This is a genomic window from Pontibacter anaerobius, from assembly GCF_026241195.1.
Lineage (GTDB): Bacteria > Bacteroidota > Bacteroidia > Cytophagales > Hymenobacteraceae > Pontibacter > Pontibacter anaerobius.
The window spans coordinates 569,025-584,629 of record NZ_JAPFQO010000001.1; the positions used below are offsets into that span (position 1 = coordinate 569,025).

A 15,605-nucleotide genomic window follows, 5' to 3' on the forward strand; every position below is an offset into this window, starting at 1 on the left:
AGAGCGTTGCGGAGTTTGGGAAGAGAATATGAAAGATTAACTCCCATACTCCGCAACGCTCTAACTACAATCTTGTCATCAGTTTCTTTACCATCACATCTTTCCAGTCGCGGAAAGTTCCGTTAAGTATGTGTTGGCGAGCCTGCTTTACCAGCCACAGGAAGAACGTGAGGTTGTGCACACTGGCAATCTGTCCGGCCAGGTACTCACCGCTGTGGATGAGGTGGCGCAGGTATGCCTTGGTGTAAAATGAGCTCACGTAGCCGCCCAATTCCGCATCTATCGGGCTGAAGTCCTCGGCCCATTTTTTATTCTTGATATTGATGATGCCCTGCGTAGTGAACAACATGCCGTTGCGGGCGTTGCGTGTCGGCAGCACGCAGTCAAACATATCCACACCCAGGGCGATGTTCTCCAGGATGTTGGCCGGAGTGCCCACGCCCATCAGGTAACGCGGCTTGTCTTTGGGCAGTATATCGCACACCACCTCCGTCATCTCATACATCATCTCGGCAGGCTCACCCACCGAAAGGCCCCCGATGGCGTTGCCTTCGCGGCCGAAGCTGGCAATGGTCTCCGCCGACTGTATGCGCAGGTCTTTGTAAGTGCTGCCCTGCACGATCGGGAAAAGCGTCTGGGAGTAGCCATACTTTGGCTCGGTGCCGTCAAACCTGTCTACGCAGCGCTGCAGCCAGCGGTGCGTGCGCTCCATGGAGTGCTTGGCATAAGTATGGTCGCAAGGGTAGGGGGTGCACTCGTCGAAGGCCATGATGATGTCGGCTCCGATGGTGCGCTGTGTGTCCATCACGTTCTCCGGCGTAAAGTCTAACGTAGAGCCGTCGATGTGCGACTTAAACTTTACGCCCTCCTCCTTGATCTTGCGTGTGCCAGCAAGCGAGAAAACCTGGTAGCCACCGCTGTCGGTCAGTATGGGGCGGTCCCAGCCGTTGAACTTGTGCAGGCCACCCGCCTGCTCCAGTACATCCAGGCCCGGGCGCAGGAACAAGTGGTAGGTGTTGCCAAGTATGATCTCAGCCTTTACGTCTTCTTTCAGCTCGCGCTGGTGTACCGCTTTTACCGTGCCGGCCGTGCCAACGGGCATAAAAATAGGTGTTTCGATGGATCCGTGGTCGGTGTGCACCACACCGGCGCGTGCTTTGGATTGAGCGTCTGTCGCTACTAGGTTAAACTGCATGGTTGTATGGTTGCCGGCGCATCATCTTACAAAAACAACACCAAAACCCGGCCCGCCCGCAAGGGCTTCTATTTCTTTAAGTTCTGATAAAAACTAATTAACCGGCAAAGATACGAACTACGCCTGCACAAACCATAGTTATCTGCACGCGTAAGGCTAAAAATCATACTTTGTGGTGCAGTTTATGGGTGCTCAAGCGCATCGGGCCGGTTTTGCCATAAAAAGCGGAATATTGTTATACTTTAATCGCAGTACTTGCTTCATAAATGGCTGTAGTTTGCCTAATTTTGAAAAGGAAACCGGGTGCAGGACTGCTGCACAACTATTAAACAATCCAACAATCAATAATTTAATTTGGTAACATTTATACTTCTTGGTGTGCTGGCGTTTTGCGTGCTGGTGCAGCTATACTTTGCTTTTTTCAGGTTTTTACCCCTTACCAAGCACCAGGACCCGGAGCCTGACACGCTACGGCCAGTCTCGGTGATCGTGGCGGCCCATAACGAGCAGGATAACCTGTTTGAACTGCTGCCGCAACTGCTCGACCAGGACTACCCCGAGTTTGAGGTGCTGCTGGTAAACGACCGCTCCGACGACGACACGGAGTTCTATACCTACGAGTTGGAGCGCCAGTACCCGAATTTCCGGGTGGTGACCATCAAGAAAACGCCTGATTACCTGAACCCGAAGAAGTATGCGCTGGCCCTGGGCATACGCGCCGCCCGGTACGAGCAACTGCTTTTTACCGACGCCGACTGCCGTCCCTGCAGCCAAAACTGGATAAGGAAAATGCAGGCAGGTTACGCTACCGGGGCAGAAGTGGTACTTGGCTATTCTCCGTATGTACAATTAAAAGGATTTTTGAATCAGCTTATCCGCTTTGAAACCTTACTGACCGGAATCCAGTATTTGTCTCAAGCAAACGCGGGTCGCGCATATATGGGCGTGGGCCGAAACTTATCTTACACTAAGTCTTGTTTCTTTAAAAACAAGGGGTTTGCATCTCATATCAAGTTAACAGGCGGCGACGATGATCTTTTTGTCCGCGATGCCGCCAACAATAGTAAAGTTAGTATTGTTATCGACAAGGAGGCGCAGACTACCAGCATTCCCAAAAAGACGTTTCGGGAGTGGGTCGTTCAGAAAAGAAGGCATTTGTCGGTTGGAGGGCGCTATAAAGCAGCAGACAGAAGAAGGATAGGGGCGTTTGTAGGATCGAATATACTTTTTTACATACTTTTCTTAATTCTTCTTGTTGTAAATAGCCATTTAGCTATATTAGGAGCGCTAGTAGGCGTTCGATACCTCGCGGTTTTCCCGGTGTATCTGGCAGCCGCCCGTAGACTCGACGATAAGATATCCTTGTTGCTGATGCCCGTGCTGGATCTGGTTTACTTTGTAAACTACCTGTTCCTTGGGATATCTGTGGTACTGTATAAAAAAATCAGATGGAAGTAAACAAACAATTCTCTGCGAAAGCAAAGCACGATTTTAAGCTAATACAGGCAGCGGTAGAAGAGAACGATGAGAAGGCGTACGCCGAACTCATGAGCATCTACAAAAAGCCTGTGTACCACGTGGTGCTGAAAATGGTGCGTAACGCCGACGATGCAGAGGACCTGACCATAGAGGCTTTTGCCAAAGCTTTTAAGAACCTGCACAAATTTAACCCGGAGTACGCTTTCAGTACCTGGCTTTTCCGTATTGCCACGAACAACTGTATCGACTTCATCCGCAAGAACAGGATCAAGACCATGAGCATCGACTCGGCCATTAAGATCGATAATGGCGACGAGATCACGATCGACTTTAAGGACAAGAACCTGAACCCGCAGGAGGAGGCCATCAAGAACCAGAAGATCGAGATCATGCAGTACGTGGTGGCCAAGCTGCCCGAGAAGTACCAGCGCCTGGTTACGCTGCGCTACTTTAACGAGCTGAGCTACGAGGAGATCGCCACGGAGCTGAACGCACCGCTTGGTACGGTAAAAGCACAGCTGCACCGCGCCCGCGAGTTGCTCTATGACATGGTGAAGAACAAGAAGCACCTGATCTAACAAGCATTAAATTAAGGTTAATATGTTGATTACGTTAAAAGCCCCTGTTGCCTGAGTGCAGCAGGGGCTTTATACTTTTGCGCCACATCCCATACTTATTTTATACTTTTGCAGCCGTATACTTTATACTTCAGATGAAAGCAATGTCAGGAGACCGGATACTGGAGAAAGCCGGCAGGCTATACTTGCACTGGCGCCTGCGCAGCCCCGAAAAGGTGCAGCGTGAGCTACGGGTAAAGTATGAGGGGCGCTACCGCAACGCCGGCCTGGTGCTGCTCTTCGACCTGCTGATGGCCCTCGCCGTAATTTTCATTGTAGCCATAGCCGCCACAGTTTTATACTTTGTGGTGGCCTAGAAGTATAACTCTTTAACTTTTAACTCTCTAACGCAATATATGCCGCATTCTACCGCCATCCGTACCCTGCTTTCCGGCTACTTTCCGGAGCTTACCGAAGACCAGTTGCAGAAGTATGAGCTCATGGGCGAACTGTACCGCGAGTGGAACCAGAAGATCAACGTGATCTCGCGCAAGGACATGGACCAGATTGGCGTGCACCATATCCTGCACTCGCTGGGCATTGCCAAGGTGGTTCAGTTCCCGGAGCATACGTCGGTGATGGATGTGGGCACAGGGGGCGGTTTGCCGGGCCTGCCGTTGGCGGTGATGTTCCCGGAGGTGAAGTTTCATTTGGTAGACTCCATTGGCAAGAAGATACACGTAGTAAATGAGATTGCCCGCGAGCTGCACCTGCACAACGTTACGGCCAGCCACACCCGCGCTGAGCAAGTCCGCGACAAGTATGATTTCGTGGTAAGCCGCGCCGTTACCCGCCTTGCCAATTTCTGGCCGTGGGTAATGAACAGCTTTAAGAAGACCGGCCTCAAAAATGAGGGCTTGTACTACCTGAAAGGCGGCGACCTGCAGGAGGAGATTGCAGAATCAGGCCTTATTACCCATACCCACGACCTGAAAGATTACTTTAATGAGGAGTTCTTCGAGACGAAAAAGGTGGTTTACGTGCCGCTGAAGAAGTAAGGAGCCCTTAAAGTATATTAAAATTAGAGACGCATACATAGCGTCTCTTTTTATTTTTACGCCCCCTCCAGTATAAACCGCAGGGCCCGCTCCTCAGAGTAATACCTGTCTTTCCGGAAGTCCTCTGCAAAGCCCACGTGGCCCCCCTCCTCGGGCATCTCCAGGAAAAAGTATGGGTTTGCCTGCGCCTCTTGCAGCGGGTAGCATTCTATGGATAAAAACGGGTCGTTCTTGGCGTTCACGAGCAGCGTCGGGATGCGAATGTTATGTAGAAACTGCCTGGAGCTGACGCGGGCGTAGTATTCCTCCGCATCCTTGAAGCCATGTAGCGGGGCGGTGTAGCGGTCATCGAACTCCGGGAAGGACCAGAACAGGCTATAGTCGCTCAAGTCCAGCTCGTCGGGGTACATCTGGCGCTTCTGTTCGAGCTTTTCGCCGAGGGTTCTCAAAAAGCGCTGAGTGTATATTTTGGATATTTTTTGTGCAGATCCTTTCAGGTCTACCGGCGTCGAGAATACGGTGGCCCGTTTTACCTGCTCCGGCACTTGTTCCGGAGTCTCGCCCAGGTACTTCAGGGTGATATTGCCGCCAGCACTAAACCCCACCAGGGAAACACTTTTATACTTGCCGGTGGCCAGTGCATGCTGTATTACGAAGTCCAGATCGTCGGAGGCGCCAAGGTGGTAGGAGCGGAGTAGCTTGTTGGGCTCGCCGCTGCAGCTGCGGTAGTTCCAGGCCAGCGCGTCTATGCCGTTCGCGTTAAACGCTTTCACCATGCCGGTAATGTATGGCCTGCCGGAGTCGCCCTCCAGCCCGTGAGAGAGCACCAGCAAAGAATCTGAGCCCACTCTGGACCAATCCACATCAATAAAATCATCGTCTGGGGTTATCAGGCGCTCACGCTCGTACTGAACGCCCTCCACCTGTCTGAACAAGCCCGGAATTATGGTTTGTAAATGCCCGTTGAAAAGGTAAAAAGGTGCCCGATGCTTGGATGGTAAGAGTGGCATGCTGCTGAAGAACTTATACTTTGTATATTTTTATATACGATAAAACCGTGAAAATTGTCTACGGGTAGCGGCTTATATATCAATATTTAGTTTTTAACCGTATAACTGGCTAAACTATTAATAAGATTAGAACTATGGAAATTACATCAAAGTTTAAAACGATAGGAGTTGCGTTCGCCTTAGGGGCGTTTATGTTTGCCTGTAGCCAGGAAACCCAGACCGAAACCAATGAGGAAGTGAATGAGGCGCAGGCCGAAATGAACGAGGCCAATATGGAGGCCAGATCCTCTTATGAAGACTTCGACGCCTGGGTAAGCACCAATACAGCGCGTGCCGAGGCGGTAACGGAGGATGAGTTCCGGGAGATGCGCACGGAGTATAACCGCCGTGAGGCAGAATTGGAAACAGAGGCTGCCACCTGGGATGAGGAAACCCGCCGTGAGTGGGAAGAAACCAAAGCCGAGTGGAACGAATTCGAAAATAAAGTGCAGGAGCGCCTCGGTGAGATTGAGGACATAGATGTTGATGTAGACGTGAACGGAGACAACAACTAAGTGCTAATACCGATATCAAAGTATGAAAGCCGCTGTGGGAAAGCTACAGCGGCTTTTGTTTTACTGCAGGACTGTACAGCCTCTGTTGCTTAGTGGTGGTGTGAAGGCAAGTTCTGATGTTTAGGGGGAGAAATAGCTTAAAGTCGCTGAATTTGTTATCTTTGTGACTTATACCAGCACCGAATTTTTTTTGAGTGAGGTGTTTTGGAAATTAATGCTAAAGGGTTTACCTTTGCAGACTCATTCAGAAAAGCATCAGAAAGAATTAATATTATAGAATAACATGGCTAACCATAAGTCGGCATTAAAGAGAATCAGAGCGAACAACGCTAAACGTCTTCGTAACAGATACCAGGCGAAAACTACTCGTACTTTCATCAAGAAGCTGAGAACCACAACTGACAAGGCCGAGGCGCAGGAGCTGTACAAGACAGTTTCTTCTATGCTTGACCGTCTGGCTAAGAAAAACATCATCCACAAAAACAAAGCAGCTAACAACAAGTCGAAACTGGCTAAGTTTGTTAACAGCATCGCTGCTTAATTTTTGACGGAACCATACGTTACAAAAGCCCTGCACTCGCCGTGCAGGGCTTTTGTGTTTGTACCTGCTCTAACTGCGCCAGGATTAAAGGTGGCCTGAATAAGCGCTGAGGGCCTGCCGTAGTTTATACTTGCTGCGCTGACTGGTTGGCTTCGCAAGTAAGTGGCAGGCTGTGCGTGCAGGTATACACAGCCACGGCTGAAAAGAATCTGCAACACGCACTTTGCAGCCTGTCCGGGCAAGTATAAATCAGGCACAAAAAAAACGCCTGAAGCCGAAGCCCCAGGCGCTGAAGTATATTTACTAAGTATAAACCTAAGCTATACTTAACTTGATCATGTTGGTGCGCTTCTGCTCGTTTATTGGCATGCTGGCCGTGTTGATGAACACATCTCCCTTCTGCAGATAGCCTTGGTTAAGCAGCGTCTGTTTGATGTCTGCAATCGTGTTGTCGGTAGATTCAAACTTATTATAGTAGAAGCCGCGTACGCCCCACACCAGGTTTAGAGTGTTCAGGAGGCGGTGGTTCTCTGTGAAAATAAAGATATGCGCCTGTGGGCGGTACTTAGCCAGCTGGAACGCCGTGTAACCAGACTTGGTCATGCCGATGATCGCTTTGGCGTTTGTGTCGCGGGCCAGGTTGCAGGCATTAGCCACCAGGCTGTCGCTCAGGAATGTTTCTGAGTTCGGGTTGGGCCTGTACACCTTGTTGAACACCTCCGGGTGCTCCTCCACCTTACGGATGGTCAGGGTCATGCTTTGGATAGTCTCGATAGGGTAGGCGCCCACGGCGGTCTCTGCGCTCAGCATCAGGCAGTGCGCCCCGTCAATCACAGCGTTGGCAACGTCGTTTGTCTCGGCGCGGGTCGGGCGAGGGTTTACGATCATACTTTCCATCATCTGCGTGGCAACAATCACAGGTTTGGCTGCCATGTTACACTTGTCGATCAGCATTTTTTGGATCATCGGCACTCTTTCCATGCCCACTTCCACGCCCAGGTCACCGCGGGCTACCATAATGGCGTCTGTTGCCTCTATGATCTCGTCGATGTTCTCGATGGCTTCTGGCTTCTCAATCTTTGCGATAACACGGGTATCCTTGCCGCGCTCCCTTATAATGCGCTTGATCTCGTGGATGTCCTCCACCTTGCGCACAAAAGAGAGTGCCACCCACTCCACGTCATTGTCCAGGCCGAAGTGCAGGTCCTCTACGTCTTTCTCTGTTAGAGATGGGGCTGACACTCTTGAGTTTGGCAGGTTGATGCCTTTGCGGGGCTTTACGATGCCGCCGTAAACCACCTCGGTCTCAACTTCCAGTTCCTTGTCTGTGGAAATTACCTTTAGTTCAAGCTTGCCGTCATCCAGCAGGATGGCATCGCCTTCATTTACGTCTTTTGCCAAGCCGGTGTAAATGGTGGAGAGCCTGTTTGCGGTGCTCACAGATCCATCGCAAACCAGCTTAACGCGCTGCCCCTCTACAATCTCCACGCTGCCGTTTTCTACTTCCCCCAGCCGGATCTTAGGGCCCTGCAGGTCCTGCACCAGGCTGATGTTGGTATTGTGCTGGCGATTGATCTCGCGTACATTGTCTATCACCTGTTTGTGCGCCTCGTACGCGCCGTGGGAGAAGTTGAGACGGAATGCATTCACACCTGTTTGCACAAGGGCCAGCAGGCGCTCATACGAATCACTGGCTGGTCCTACTGTGGCCAGAACTTTAGTCTTATTAAATGTAACTTCCATACTTAGAAAATCAGGTTCTCCTTAAATTTTAATGTGAGGGGGTCAAACTGTTTTACGTACTCTACCAACGGAACCCGCAGCAATTGCCTGGTGAGTTCTACTGGGTGCAGCTGCTGCATAGCCCCTGTTATCTGCAGCACGTAATCATACTCTTTAATGTCTGGCAGCAAAAAAGGTTTCTTCAGGGTGGAGCTGCCAAGCGCCCTGTTCCGGAAAAGCCTCACCTCGCTATGCTCTGTGGCACACTGGTAGTTAGCGATCAGGAGGCGGTCTTTGCCGAGAAGATCATAGCACAGGTCCTTTTGCCTGGTCAGGCGCAGGTCCAGCAGCTTGTTCAGTGCCCAAGCCAACTTATAATCTTTTACCGACGTAACCAAGCCATACAAGTCAAAGCTATAGTCGTACTCTATGTTGAGGCGGTGCGTTTTCATGTTTCTGATCGAAACGCTAAAATAAGAAGCTCTGCCTGTAAATGGGAGCTTAAGGTATAAAACTTTTGTTACGCAGCGAATAGAGTAATTTTTTTTGACATTGTCTGTTAAAAACTATTTCTTTGCACAGTGTTTTAATAAACTATAAGAAAAATGTCAGAAATCGCAGAAAAAGTAAAAGCTATCATCATCGATAAGCTTGGTGTTGAAGAGTCAGAGGTAACTCCAGAGGCGAGCTTCACAAACGACCTTGGTGCTGATTCACTGGATACAGTTGAGCTTATCATGGAATTCGAGAAAGAGTTCAACGTATCTATTCCAGATGATCAGGCTGAGAATATTGCTACTGTAGGTCAGGCTGTTAGCTACCTGGAAGAGCACGCGAAGTAATATATTCCTTCCCTTTGTTTATCAAGAATTTCTACTATCTATCCCTCTACTAACAGCTTATGGAGCTTAAGAGAGTCGTAGTTACTGGGTTAGGCGCACTCACGCCACTTGGAAATACCGTTTCAGAGTACTGGAACGGCTTAATCAATGGCGTGAGTGGCGCTGCGCCTATCACACGCTTTGATGCGAGTAAGTTTAAGACCCAGTTTGCCTGTGAGGTAAAAGGATACGATCCGGAAAATTATTTTGATCGTAAAGAGGCCCGCAAAATGGACCTGTTTTCGCAGTTTGCCGTGGTGGTGGCCGATCAGGCCGTAGCCGACGCCAACCTGACCGAGGGAAGCTATGATCCTGACCGTGTTGGGGTGATCTGGGGTTCTGGAATTGGTGGCTTACGCACCTTCCAGGAAGAGTGTGTGAACTTCGCCAATGGCGATGGTACCCCACGCTTCAACCCGTTTTTCATTCCGAAGATGATAGCCGACATTTCTGCCGGACACATCTCTATCAAGCACGGTTTCCGTGGGCCAAACTTCGTTACTGTTTCTGCCTGCGCCTCTGCCACTAACGCCATTATCGATTCTTTCAATTATATCCGCCTGGGTATGGCTGATGCGATCGTGACAGGTGGTTCTGAGGCAGCCGTAACAGAGGCTGGTATCGGTGGTTTCAACGCCCTGAAAGCTCTTTCTGAGCGCAACGACTCTCCTCAGACTGCTTCGCGCCCGTTTGATGCAGACCGCGATGGTTTTGTGTTAGGCGAGGGTGCAGGCGCTTTGATTTTGGAAGAGTACGAACACGCCAAAGCGCGTGGCGCAAAAATCTACGCCGAGGTTATAGGCGGTGGCATGTCTGCCGACGCTTATCACATCACGGCCCCCCATCCTGAAGGCTTAGGCGCACTAAACGTTATGAAAAACGTACTGCGCGATGCCAATATTAAACCGGAGGAAGTTGATTACATCAATGTACACGGTACATCCACGCCGTTGGGCGACATCAGCGAGGTGAAAGCAATTCAATCGGTTTTCGGTGACCATGCCTACAACCTGAACATTAGCTCCACCAAGTCTATGACGGGCCACTTGCTGGGTGCTGCCGGCGCTATCGAGGCCATTGCCTCTATTATGGCTGTTCGTAACAACATTGTTCCGCCTACCATTAACCACTTCACCGACGATGAGAACATCGACAAGCGCCTGAACTTTACGTTCAACAAGGCACAGGAGCGGGAAGTGAAAGTTGCCCTAAGCAACACCTTTGGTTTCGGTGGGCATAATACCTCTGTTATATTCCGTCAATACAACGATTAGTGTTTGGGCCTTTTAAATCAGTTCGTCGCGCTTACCACGTTTTTTTTAACAAAGAGAAAGTATTAGTACGCGCGCTTTCTGGCATTATTGGTAGTACCCCCGATAACCTGCGACTGTACAAGCTCGCTCTGACACATACATCCTTTGCCCGCCAAACCTCTGCCGGCAAGCATGAAACCAACGAGCGCCTGGAGTTTCTGGGCGATGCGGTGCTTGGCGCCGTGGTAGCTGAACTGCTGTTCAAGAAGTTCCCGTATGAAGACGAGGGCTTCCTGACAGAAATCCGCTCACGCATTGTAAACCGCGAGTCGCTGAACCACATTGCCGTAAAGATAGGGTTGAACCTTCTGGTAAAAGTGGATAGCTCTAACCACGGTATGCGCCACAAATCGGTGAACGGTAATGCGCTGGAGGCGCTGGTAGGGGCTATCTACCTCGATAAAGGGTATAACACCACACGCCATTTTATACTTTCGAAGCTGGTAAAGCCGCACGTAGACCTGCACCAACTGGTTAACACTACGGCTAACTTCAAGAGCAAGCTAATTGAGTGGGCGCAAAGCCAGAACCTCGAGATCCGCTTCGACATCATCAAGCGCAAGCAGCAGGGCAATACCACTGAGTTCACTTCCGAAGTATACATCGACGAAAAACCGATTGCCATTGGCGTAGGCCTCTCCAAGAAAAAAGCCGACCAGGCCGCCGCTGAGAAAGGGCTGGATTTTCTGAAGATCTCCTAAGACTGTAAGTGACAGTAAGTGGCTGGAAGTATACTTGGCAGCTTGCATCGACTTTCCCACTACTCTTCCGGCTTATCATTCTGGATTTCCCCAAACAACCCCTGTGTTTATACTTGTGGGCTTCACGGGTGAGCCAACGCAAGTATGAACATCGGGCTTAAACAGCCAACAATTTAGCTGTCCGGCAATTGTTCAAATCTCTTTAAGGCTTAACTTGCTTCCATATACATGCGTTATAAACCCCTATGGAAGAAACAAGACTAATGCTGGCAGCGGCCGCCCTGAACCAAACCCCTATGGATTGGGCCGGAAACCTGCAAAACATACAAACTGCCATTACAGAGGCCAAGCAAAACAACATACACATCCTGCTGTTGCCCGAGCTGTGCATTACCGGCTATGGCTGCGAAGACATGTTCCTGAGCCCCTGGTTGTCGGAGATGGCCTTTAACCAGCTGCTGCAGGTAAAGGAGTGGTGCGATGGCATTACCGTTGCAGTAGGTCTGCCGATTTTCCTGAACAAGAGTGTTTACAACACCGCCTGCGTTATCAAAAACAAAGAGATTGTAGGCTTTACCGCCAAGCAGTTCCTGGCAAATGACGGGGTGCATTACGAGCCGCGCTGGTTTACACCCTGGCCTGCCCACGAGGTGCAGGAGTTCGAGATGCTGGGTCAGAAGTATAAAATAGGTGATATTATCTATGAGGAGCAGGGCGTGAAGTATGCCTTTGAGATTTGTGAGGATGCCTGGCGGCCTAACCGACCTGCAGAGCGCCACATGCCCAAAGGCGTGCAGCTGATACTTAACCCAAGCGCCAGTCACTTTGCACTGAGTAAAACCGACGTGCGCTACAGGCTGGTGGTGGATGCCTCTAAAAAATACCAGTGTGCTTACATGTATGCCAACCTGCTGGGCAACGAGGCGGGCAAGATGATCTATGACGGCGAGGTGCTGATCGCTCAGAATGGCAAGCTGATCCGCAGGAACGAGCTGCTTTGCTTTAAGGATGTGGATATGGAGTGTGCGGAAGTATGCTTTTCGGAGAAGCCAGAGATCGCCGAGGTGATCGAGTACCTGCCGCCGATTGATGAGAACAAGGAGGTGATTGCTGCGTTGAGCCTGGCCCTGTTCGACTATATGCGCAAGAGCCGCAGCCGTGGCTTTGTGCTGTCGCTGAGCGGCGGCGCTGATTCTTCGCTATGTGCCGTGGCCGTGGCTGAGATGGTGCGCCGGGGTATAGAGAGCCTGGGGCAGGAGGCGTTTGTAGAGAAGGCGCTGCTGTTTTCGGCAGAGGATAAAGCAAGCTTTGCGCAGCTGGCGCCGGAGGAGGTCCGCAAAGCTATCGTAGGTAAGTTATTAACCTGCGCTTATCAGGGTACTATAAACTCCTCTGATGACACGTACACCTCTGCCAAAGAGCTTGCTGATTCTATTGGGGCCACCTTTTACAACTGGACGATTGATGAGGAAGTGGAAGGGTATACCTCCAAGATTGAGCACGCCTTGGGCCGGCAACTTACCTGGGCCCAGGACGATGTTACGCTGCAGAACATACAGGCCCGGGTGCGCGCCCCAGCCATATGGATGCTGGCCAATATAAAGTATGCGCTGCTGATGGCCACCTCCAACCGTAGCGAGGCTTCGGTGGGTTACGCCACCATGGATGGCGACACGGCAGGTAGTATCTCACCGATAGCAGGTATAGACAAAGCCTTTATCAGGCAGTTTCTGATCTGGGCGCAGCAGGAGCTGGGGTACATCGGTTTACAATATGTGAATAACCTGCAGCCAAGCGCAGAGCTTCGGCCGCAGGAAGAGGCGCAGACAGACGAGAAAGACCTGATGCCGTACGAGGTACTTAATATGATCGAGCGCCTGGCCTTCCACGACCGTTACTCGCCGGAAGAAGTATACGACATCCTGCTGGAGCAGAAGGTAGCCACACCGGAACTGCTGAAAGGTTGGATCACGAAGTTCTACAGTCTCTGGAGCCGCAACCAATGGAAACGCGAGCGTTACGCGCCGGCCTTCCACCTGGATGACTACAACGTGGACCCACGCAGCTGGCTACGCTTCCCGATACTGAGCGGTGGCTTCAGAGCGGAACTGCAGCGGGTACAGGATAAATAAAGTATAAAACCACAAAAAGGCGTTGCCGCACCAGGTAACGCTTTTTTTATGCCTCAACCAAAGTATAAACTACTTGTACTGCAGTAGCGCAGGGGCAGGGTTGTAGCTTGCGTTTTTTCGGTGGCCGATTTATCTTAACTTTGTAGGATAAGAACACCCTTATGAGCATACTAAACTATATTACCTGGAACGTTGATCCGGAGATTTTCAGCATCGGACCGTTAAGTATCCGTTGGTATGGCCTGCTGTTCGCACTGGGCTTTATCATCGGGCAGCGTATCCTTACCAAAATATACGTAGCAGAAGGCCGCACTGAGGGCGATGTGGACGTCATCACCATTTACATGATCATCGGCACTGTAGTGGGTGCACGCCTGGGCCATACTTTGTTTTACTCCCCGGAGTATTACTTGAGCAACCCCATCGAGATCCTGAAGATATGGGAAGGAGGGCTTGCCAGCCATGGAGCTACTATCGGTATACTTTTCGCGCTTTGGCTGTTTAGCCGCAAGCAGGAGTTCGACTACATGTGGGTGCTGGATCGCATCGTGATTGTAGTGGCGCTGGGCGGTGCTCTCATCCGACTAGGTAACCTGATGAATTCCGAAATCTTCGGCCACCCTACGAGCCTGCCTTGGGGCTTCATTTTCGAGCGTAGCACGGAATACTCGCATGTGCCGCGCCACCCAACGCAGTTGTATGAGTCGTTGAGCGTGTTTGCGCTGTTTGTGCTGCTTTACTGGCTCTGGAACAAGTATAAGGCCGCCTTGCCAAAGGGTTTGCTTTTCGGCCTTTTCGTGACGGCGTTGTTTACCTTCCGTTTTCTGGTGGAGTTTTTGAAAGAAGATCAGGTAGCCAAGGAAGCCACCATGGCGCTAAATATTGGCCAGATACTGAGTATACCACTTATACTTATCGGCTTGTTTATCCTCTTTAAAGTGTGGCAAAACCCACGGCCTGCACTACCGGGCGGGAAACTGCCGGAAAACACCAGGTATAAAAAAGTATAAATTGTTTAAAAGAAGCCTCCCCGCAGCAAGCAAAAGGGGAGGCTTCTTTTATGTATCCTTACAGCGCGTAGCGATACAAACTACCCCCCTCGCTGGTGATAATCAGTACCTGGTCGTCCTCAAACGCCACAGCCTCTGTTTGTCCGGCTCCTTTCAGTGGGCGTTTCTCATACTTGCCTTCGTAAAACTTTTCAACGCTGTCGAAGTCGCGGAACAGGTGTAGCACCTCTTCGCTTAGCAACGCAACAGTTTCACCATCCGGACTAATGGCCGCTCCCGTGACCTGTGCTTTCAGCTTGTGGCTGCCGATGAGTTTGGCTTTATAGGTGCCTGCTTCGTCTGGTAGTTGGTATATTTTGGCGGTCTGCCCCTGGCCCCGGTCTTTTGAAACAATGTACAGTTTGCCGTTGCTCCAGAATAAGGCTTCGGAGTCGAAATTACGGTCCTTTTTCTTGGGGGGGTATTCCTTTTGGTCTTCGTACGTGAACCTGATTGCCTGCACCTGTTCCGGCTGCTCCTGGTTTACCTTGTACACAGCCAGCTCCCGGCGGCTGTTATCGTTATTGCCGGTATCGGCTATGTATACGTTGCCGTCCTTATCCTGCGCCAAGTCCTCCCAATCTACGTTTGGTAATTTCAGCTTGATGGTTTCCAGTAGCTTGCCCTTTTCGTCGAGTTTGTAAAGGTGCGGGCCATTGCCGGCGTCGTTGTGCGTCAGGTATTCTCCCTTTGCCATCACAGCCACGCCGGAGCTCTCACTCACCTCATTTGGCAGCTTAGCCAGGCGCTCTATGTTGGCAGGGGCTGCAGGCGCATCCTCAAAAAGCTCCTCCCTAAAAAAGAAAGTAACGAACCCAACTATCGCCACAAAAATCAACGTAATTTTTATCATCAGCTTCATGTAGTAAAAAGTAGTACGGTGCTAGTATAAACGAGAAGCGCAGGCACACGTTAAGTCAAAAAAGTATAAAATAGCTGTAATTCTGAGTGCCAATAGTATACTAACCCGGAAAAGAAGATGGATATCAAAAAGATAAAGGAAACATGCCTGTATGTGCAGGACCTGGTGGCCACGAAAGACTATTACCACAACAAGCTCGGCTTTAAGGTAATTGGCGAAGTAGAGGGGCGGCACGTGTTTTTCAGGGTGGGTGCTTCGGTGCTGTTGTGTTTTGACCCGGAGGCGTCAAAAGAGAGTAAAAACCTGCCGCCGCACTTTGGCTACGGGCAAATGCATCTGGCCTTTGAGGTGGCGAAGGAGAAGTATGAACCCTGGAAGCAAAAAATAAAGGGCCTGGGCATTGCCATTGAGCAGGAGTTTGACTGGGGCGGCGGCTTCCTGTCGTTCTACTTCCGGGACCCGGATCAGCACCTGCTGGAGGTGGTGATGGAGGGCATGTGGGAGCGTGGAAAGGAAGTTTGAGCAGGCTTGCTTAGTCGAATGCAAGTAAG

The 15,605-nt window shown here is 50.6% G+C and carries 17 protein-coding genes; 12 read left to right on the plus strand and 5 right to left on the minus strand.

Annotated elements, in window-relative coordinates:
* Positions 1-64: 64 nt before the first annotated feature.
* A complete protein-coding gene (tgt, locus tag OO017_RS02650) occupies positions 65-1,195 on the minus strand; it encodes a tRNA guanosine(34) transglycosylase Tgt (RefSeq protein WP_266050881.1) in 1,131 nt (376 codons plus the stop codon).
* Between the two features lie 354 nt (positions 1,196-1,549).
* Between tgt and OO017_RS02655 the strand changes: the two genes are divergently transcribed.
* The 4 genes from OO017_RS02655 to rsmG are packed head-to-tail and all read left to right on the plus strand — an operon-like array spanning position 1,550 to position 4,289.
* A complete protein-coding gene (locus OO017_RS02655; protein WP_266050882.1) occupies positions 1,550-2,653 on the plus strand; it encodes a glycosyltransferase in 1,104 nt (367 codons plus the stop codon).
* Entirely contained in the window at positions 2,644-3,252 is a 609-nt protein-coding gene (locus OO017_RS02660; protein ID WP_025609480.1) for an RNA polymerase sigma factor, read from the plus strand. Before OO017_RS02655 ends, OO017_RS02660 begins: the two co-directional genes overlap by 10 nt.
* Before the next feature lie 47 nt (positions 3,253-3,299).
* Positions 3,300-3,608, plus strand: coding sequence for a hypothetical protein (locus OO017_RS02665; protein ID WP_266050883.1), 309 nt, complete (start codon positions 3,300-3,302; stop codon positions 3,606-3,608).
* Positions 3,609-3,647: 39 nt separating this feature from the next.
* Positions 3,648-4,289 (plus strand): 16S rRNA (guanine(527)-N(7))-methyltransferase RsmG, encoded by a 642-nt coding sequence (gene rsmG / locus OO017_RS02670; protein ID WP_266050884.1) that lies wholly within the window; start codon positions 3,648-3,650, stop codon positions 4,287-4,289.
* 56 nt (positions 4,290-4,345) lie between these two features.
* Here rsmG and OO017_RS02675 read toward each other — a convergent pair whose 3' ends face one another.
* A complete protein-coding gene (locus OO017_RS02675; RefSeq protein ID WP_266050885.1) occupies positions 4,346-5,299 on the minus strand; it encodes a YheT family hydrolase in 954 nt (317 codons plus the stop codon).
* A gap of 134 nt (positions 5,300-5,433) precedes the next feature.
* On the opposite strand from OO017_RS02675, the gene OO017_RS02680 reads away from it, so the two are divergent.
* Positions 5,434-5,853 carry a hypothetical protein gene (locus OO017_RS02680; RefSeq protein WP_266050886.1) on the plus strand — a complete coding sequence of 140 codons (420 nt, stop codon included), beginning with the start codon at positions 5,434-5,436 and terminating at the stop codon, positions 5,851-5,853.
* 283 nt (positions 5,854-6,136) lie between these two features.
* The gene (gene rpsT / locus OO017_RS02685) at positions 6,137-6,394 is read left to right on the plus strand and encodes a 30S ribosomal protein S20 (RefSeq protein ID WP_266050887.1); all 258 of its coding nucleotides are present in this window, start codon (positions 6,137-6,139) and stop codon (positions 6,392-6,394) included.
* Between the two features lie 315 nt (positions 6,395-6,709).
* On the opposite strand, the gene pyk is transcribed toward rpsT, so the two are convergent.
* Complete coding sequence (gene pyk, locus OO017_RS02690; protein ID WP_266050888.1) at positions 6,710-8,137, minus strand: pyruvate kinase; 1,428 nt, start codon at positions 8,135-8,137, stop codon at positions 6,710-6,712.
* Positions 8,138-8,139: 2 nt separating this feature from the next.
* Entirely contained in the window at positions 8,140-8,568 is a 429-nt protein-coding gene (locus tag OO017_RS02695; protein ID WP_266050889.1) for an IPExxxVDY family protein, read from the minus strand.
* A 153-nt stretch (positions 8,569-8,721) separates the two neighbouring features.
* On the opposite strand from OO017_RS02695, the gene OO017_RS02700 reads away from it, so the two are divergent.
* The 5 genes from OO017_RS02700 (at position 8,722) to lgt (ending at position 14,153) form a co-directional block, all read left to right on the plus strand.
* Positions 8,722-8,958 (plus strand): acyl carrier protein, encoded by a 237-nt coding sequence (locus OO017_RS02700; RefSeq protein ID WP_018477241.1) that lies wholly within the window; start codon positions 8,722-8,724, stop codon positions 8,956-8,958.
* 59 nt (positions 8,959-9,017) lie between these two features.
* Entirely contained in the window at positions 9,018-10,271 is a 1,254-nt protein-coding gene (fabF, locus tag OO017_RS02705) for a beta-ketoacyl-ACP synthase II (protein WP_266050890.1), read from the plus strand.
* Positions 10,271-11,011 carry a ribonuclease III gene (gene rnc, locus OO017_RS02710; protein WP_266050891.1) on the plus strand — a complete coding sequence of 247 codons (741 nt, stop codon included), beginning with the start codon at positions 10,271-10,273 and terminating at the stop codon, positions 11,009-11,011. Before fabF ends, rnc begins: the two co-directional genes overlap by 1 nt.
* 245 nt (positions 11,012-11,256) lie before the next feature.
* The gene (nadE, locus tag OO017_RS02715) at positions 11,257-13,143 is read left to right on the plus strand and encodes an NAD(+) synthase (protein ID WP_266050892.1); all 1,887 of its coding nucleotides are present in this window, start codon (positions 11,257-11,259) and stop codon (positions 13,141-13,143) included.
* A 161-nt stretch (positions 13,144-13,304) separates the two neighbouring features.
* Positions 13,305-14,153: a prolipoprotein diacylglyceryl transferase gene (lgt, locus tag OO017_RS02720; RefSeq protein ID WP_266050893.1), complete on the plus strand. Its 849-nt coding sequence runs from the start codon at positions 13,305-13,307 to the stop codon at positions 14,151-14,153.
* 58 nt (positions 14,154-14,211) lie between these two features.
* On the opposite strand, the gene OO017_RS02725 is transcribed toward lgt, so the two are convergent.
* The gene (locus OO017_RS02725) at positions 14,212-15,054 is read right to left on the minus strand and encodes a hypothetical protein (RefSeq protein ID WP_266050894.1); all 843 of its coding nucleotides are present in this window, start codon (positions 15,052-15,054) and stop codon (positions 14,212-14,214) included.
* A 117-nt stretch (positions 15,055-15,171) separates the two neighbouring features.
* Here OO017_RS02725 and OO017_RS02730 point away from each other — a divergent pair, with 117 nt between their 5' ends.
* Positions 15,172-15,576 carry a VOC family protein gene (locus tag OO017_RS02730; protein ID WP_266050895.1) on the plus strand — a complete coding sequence of 135 codons (405 nt, stop codon included), beginning with the start codon at positions 15,172-15,174 and terminating at the stop codon, positions 15,574-15,576.
* Positions 15,577-15,605 lie beyond the last annotated feature (29 nt).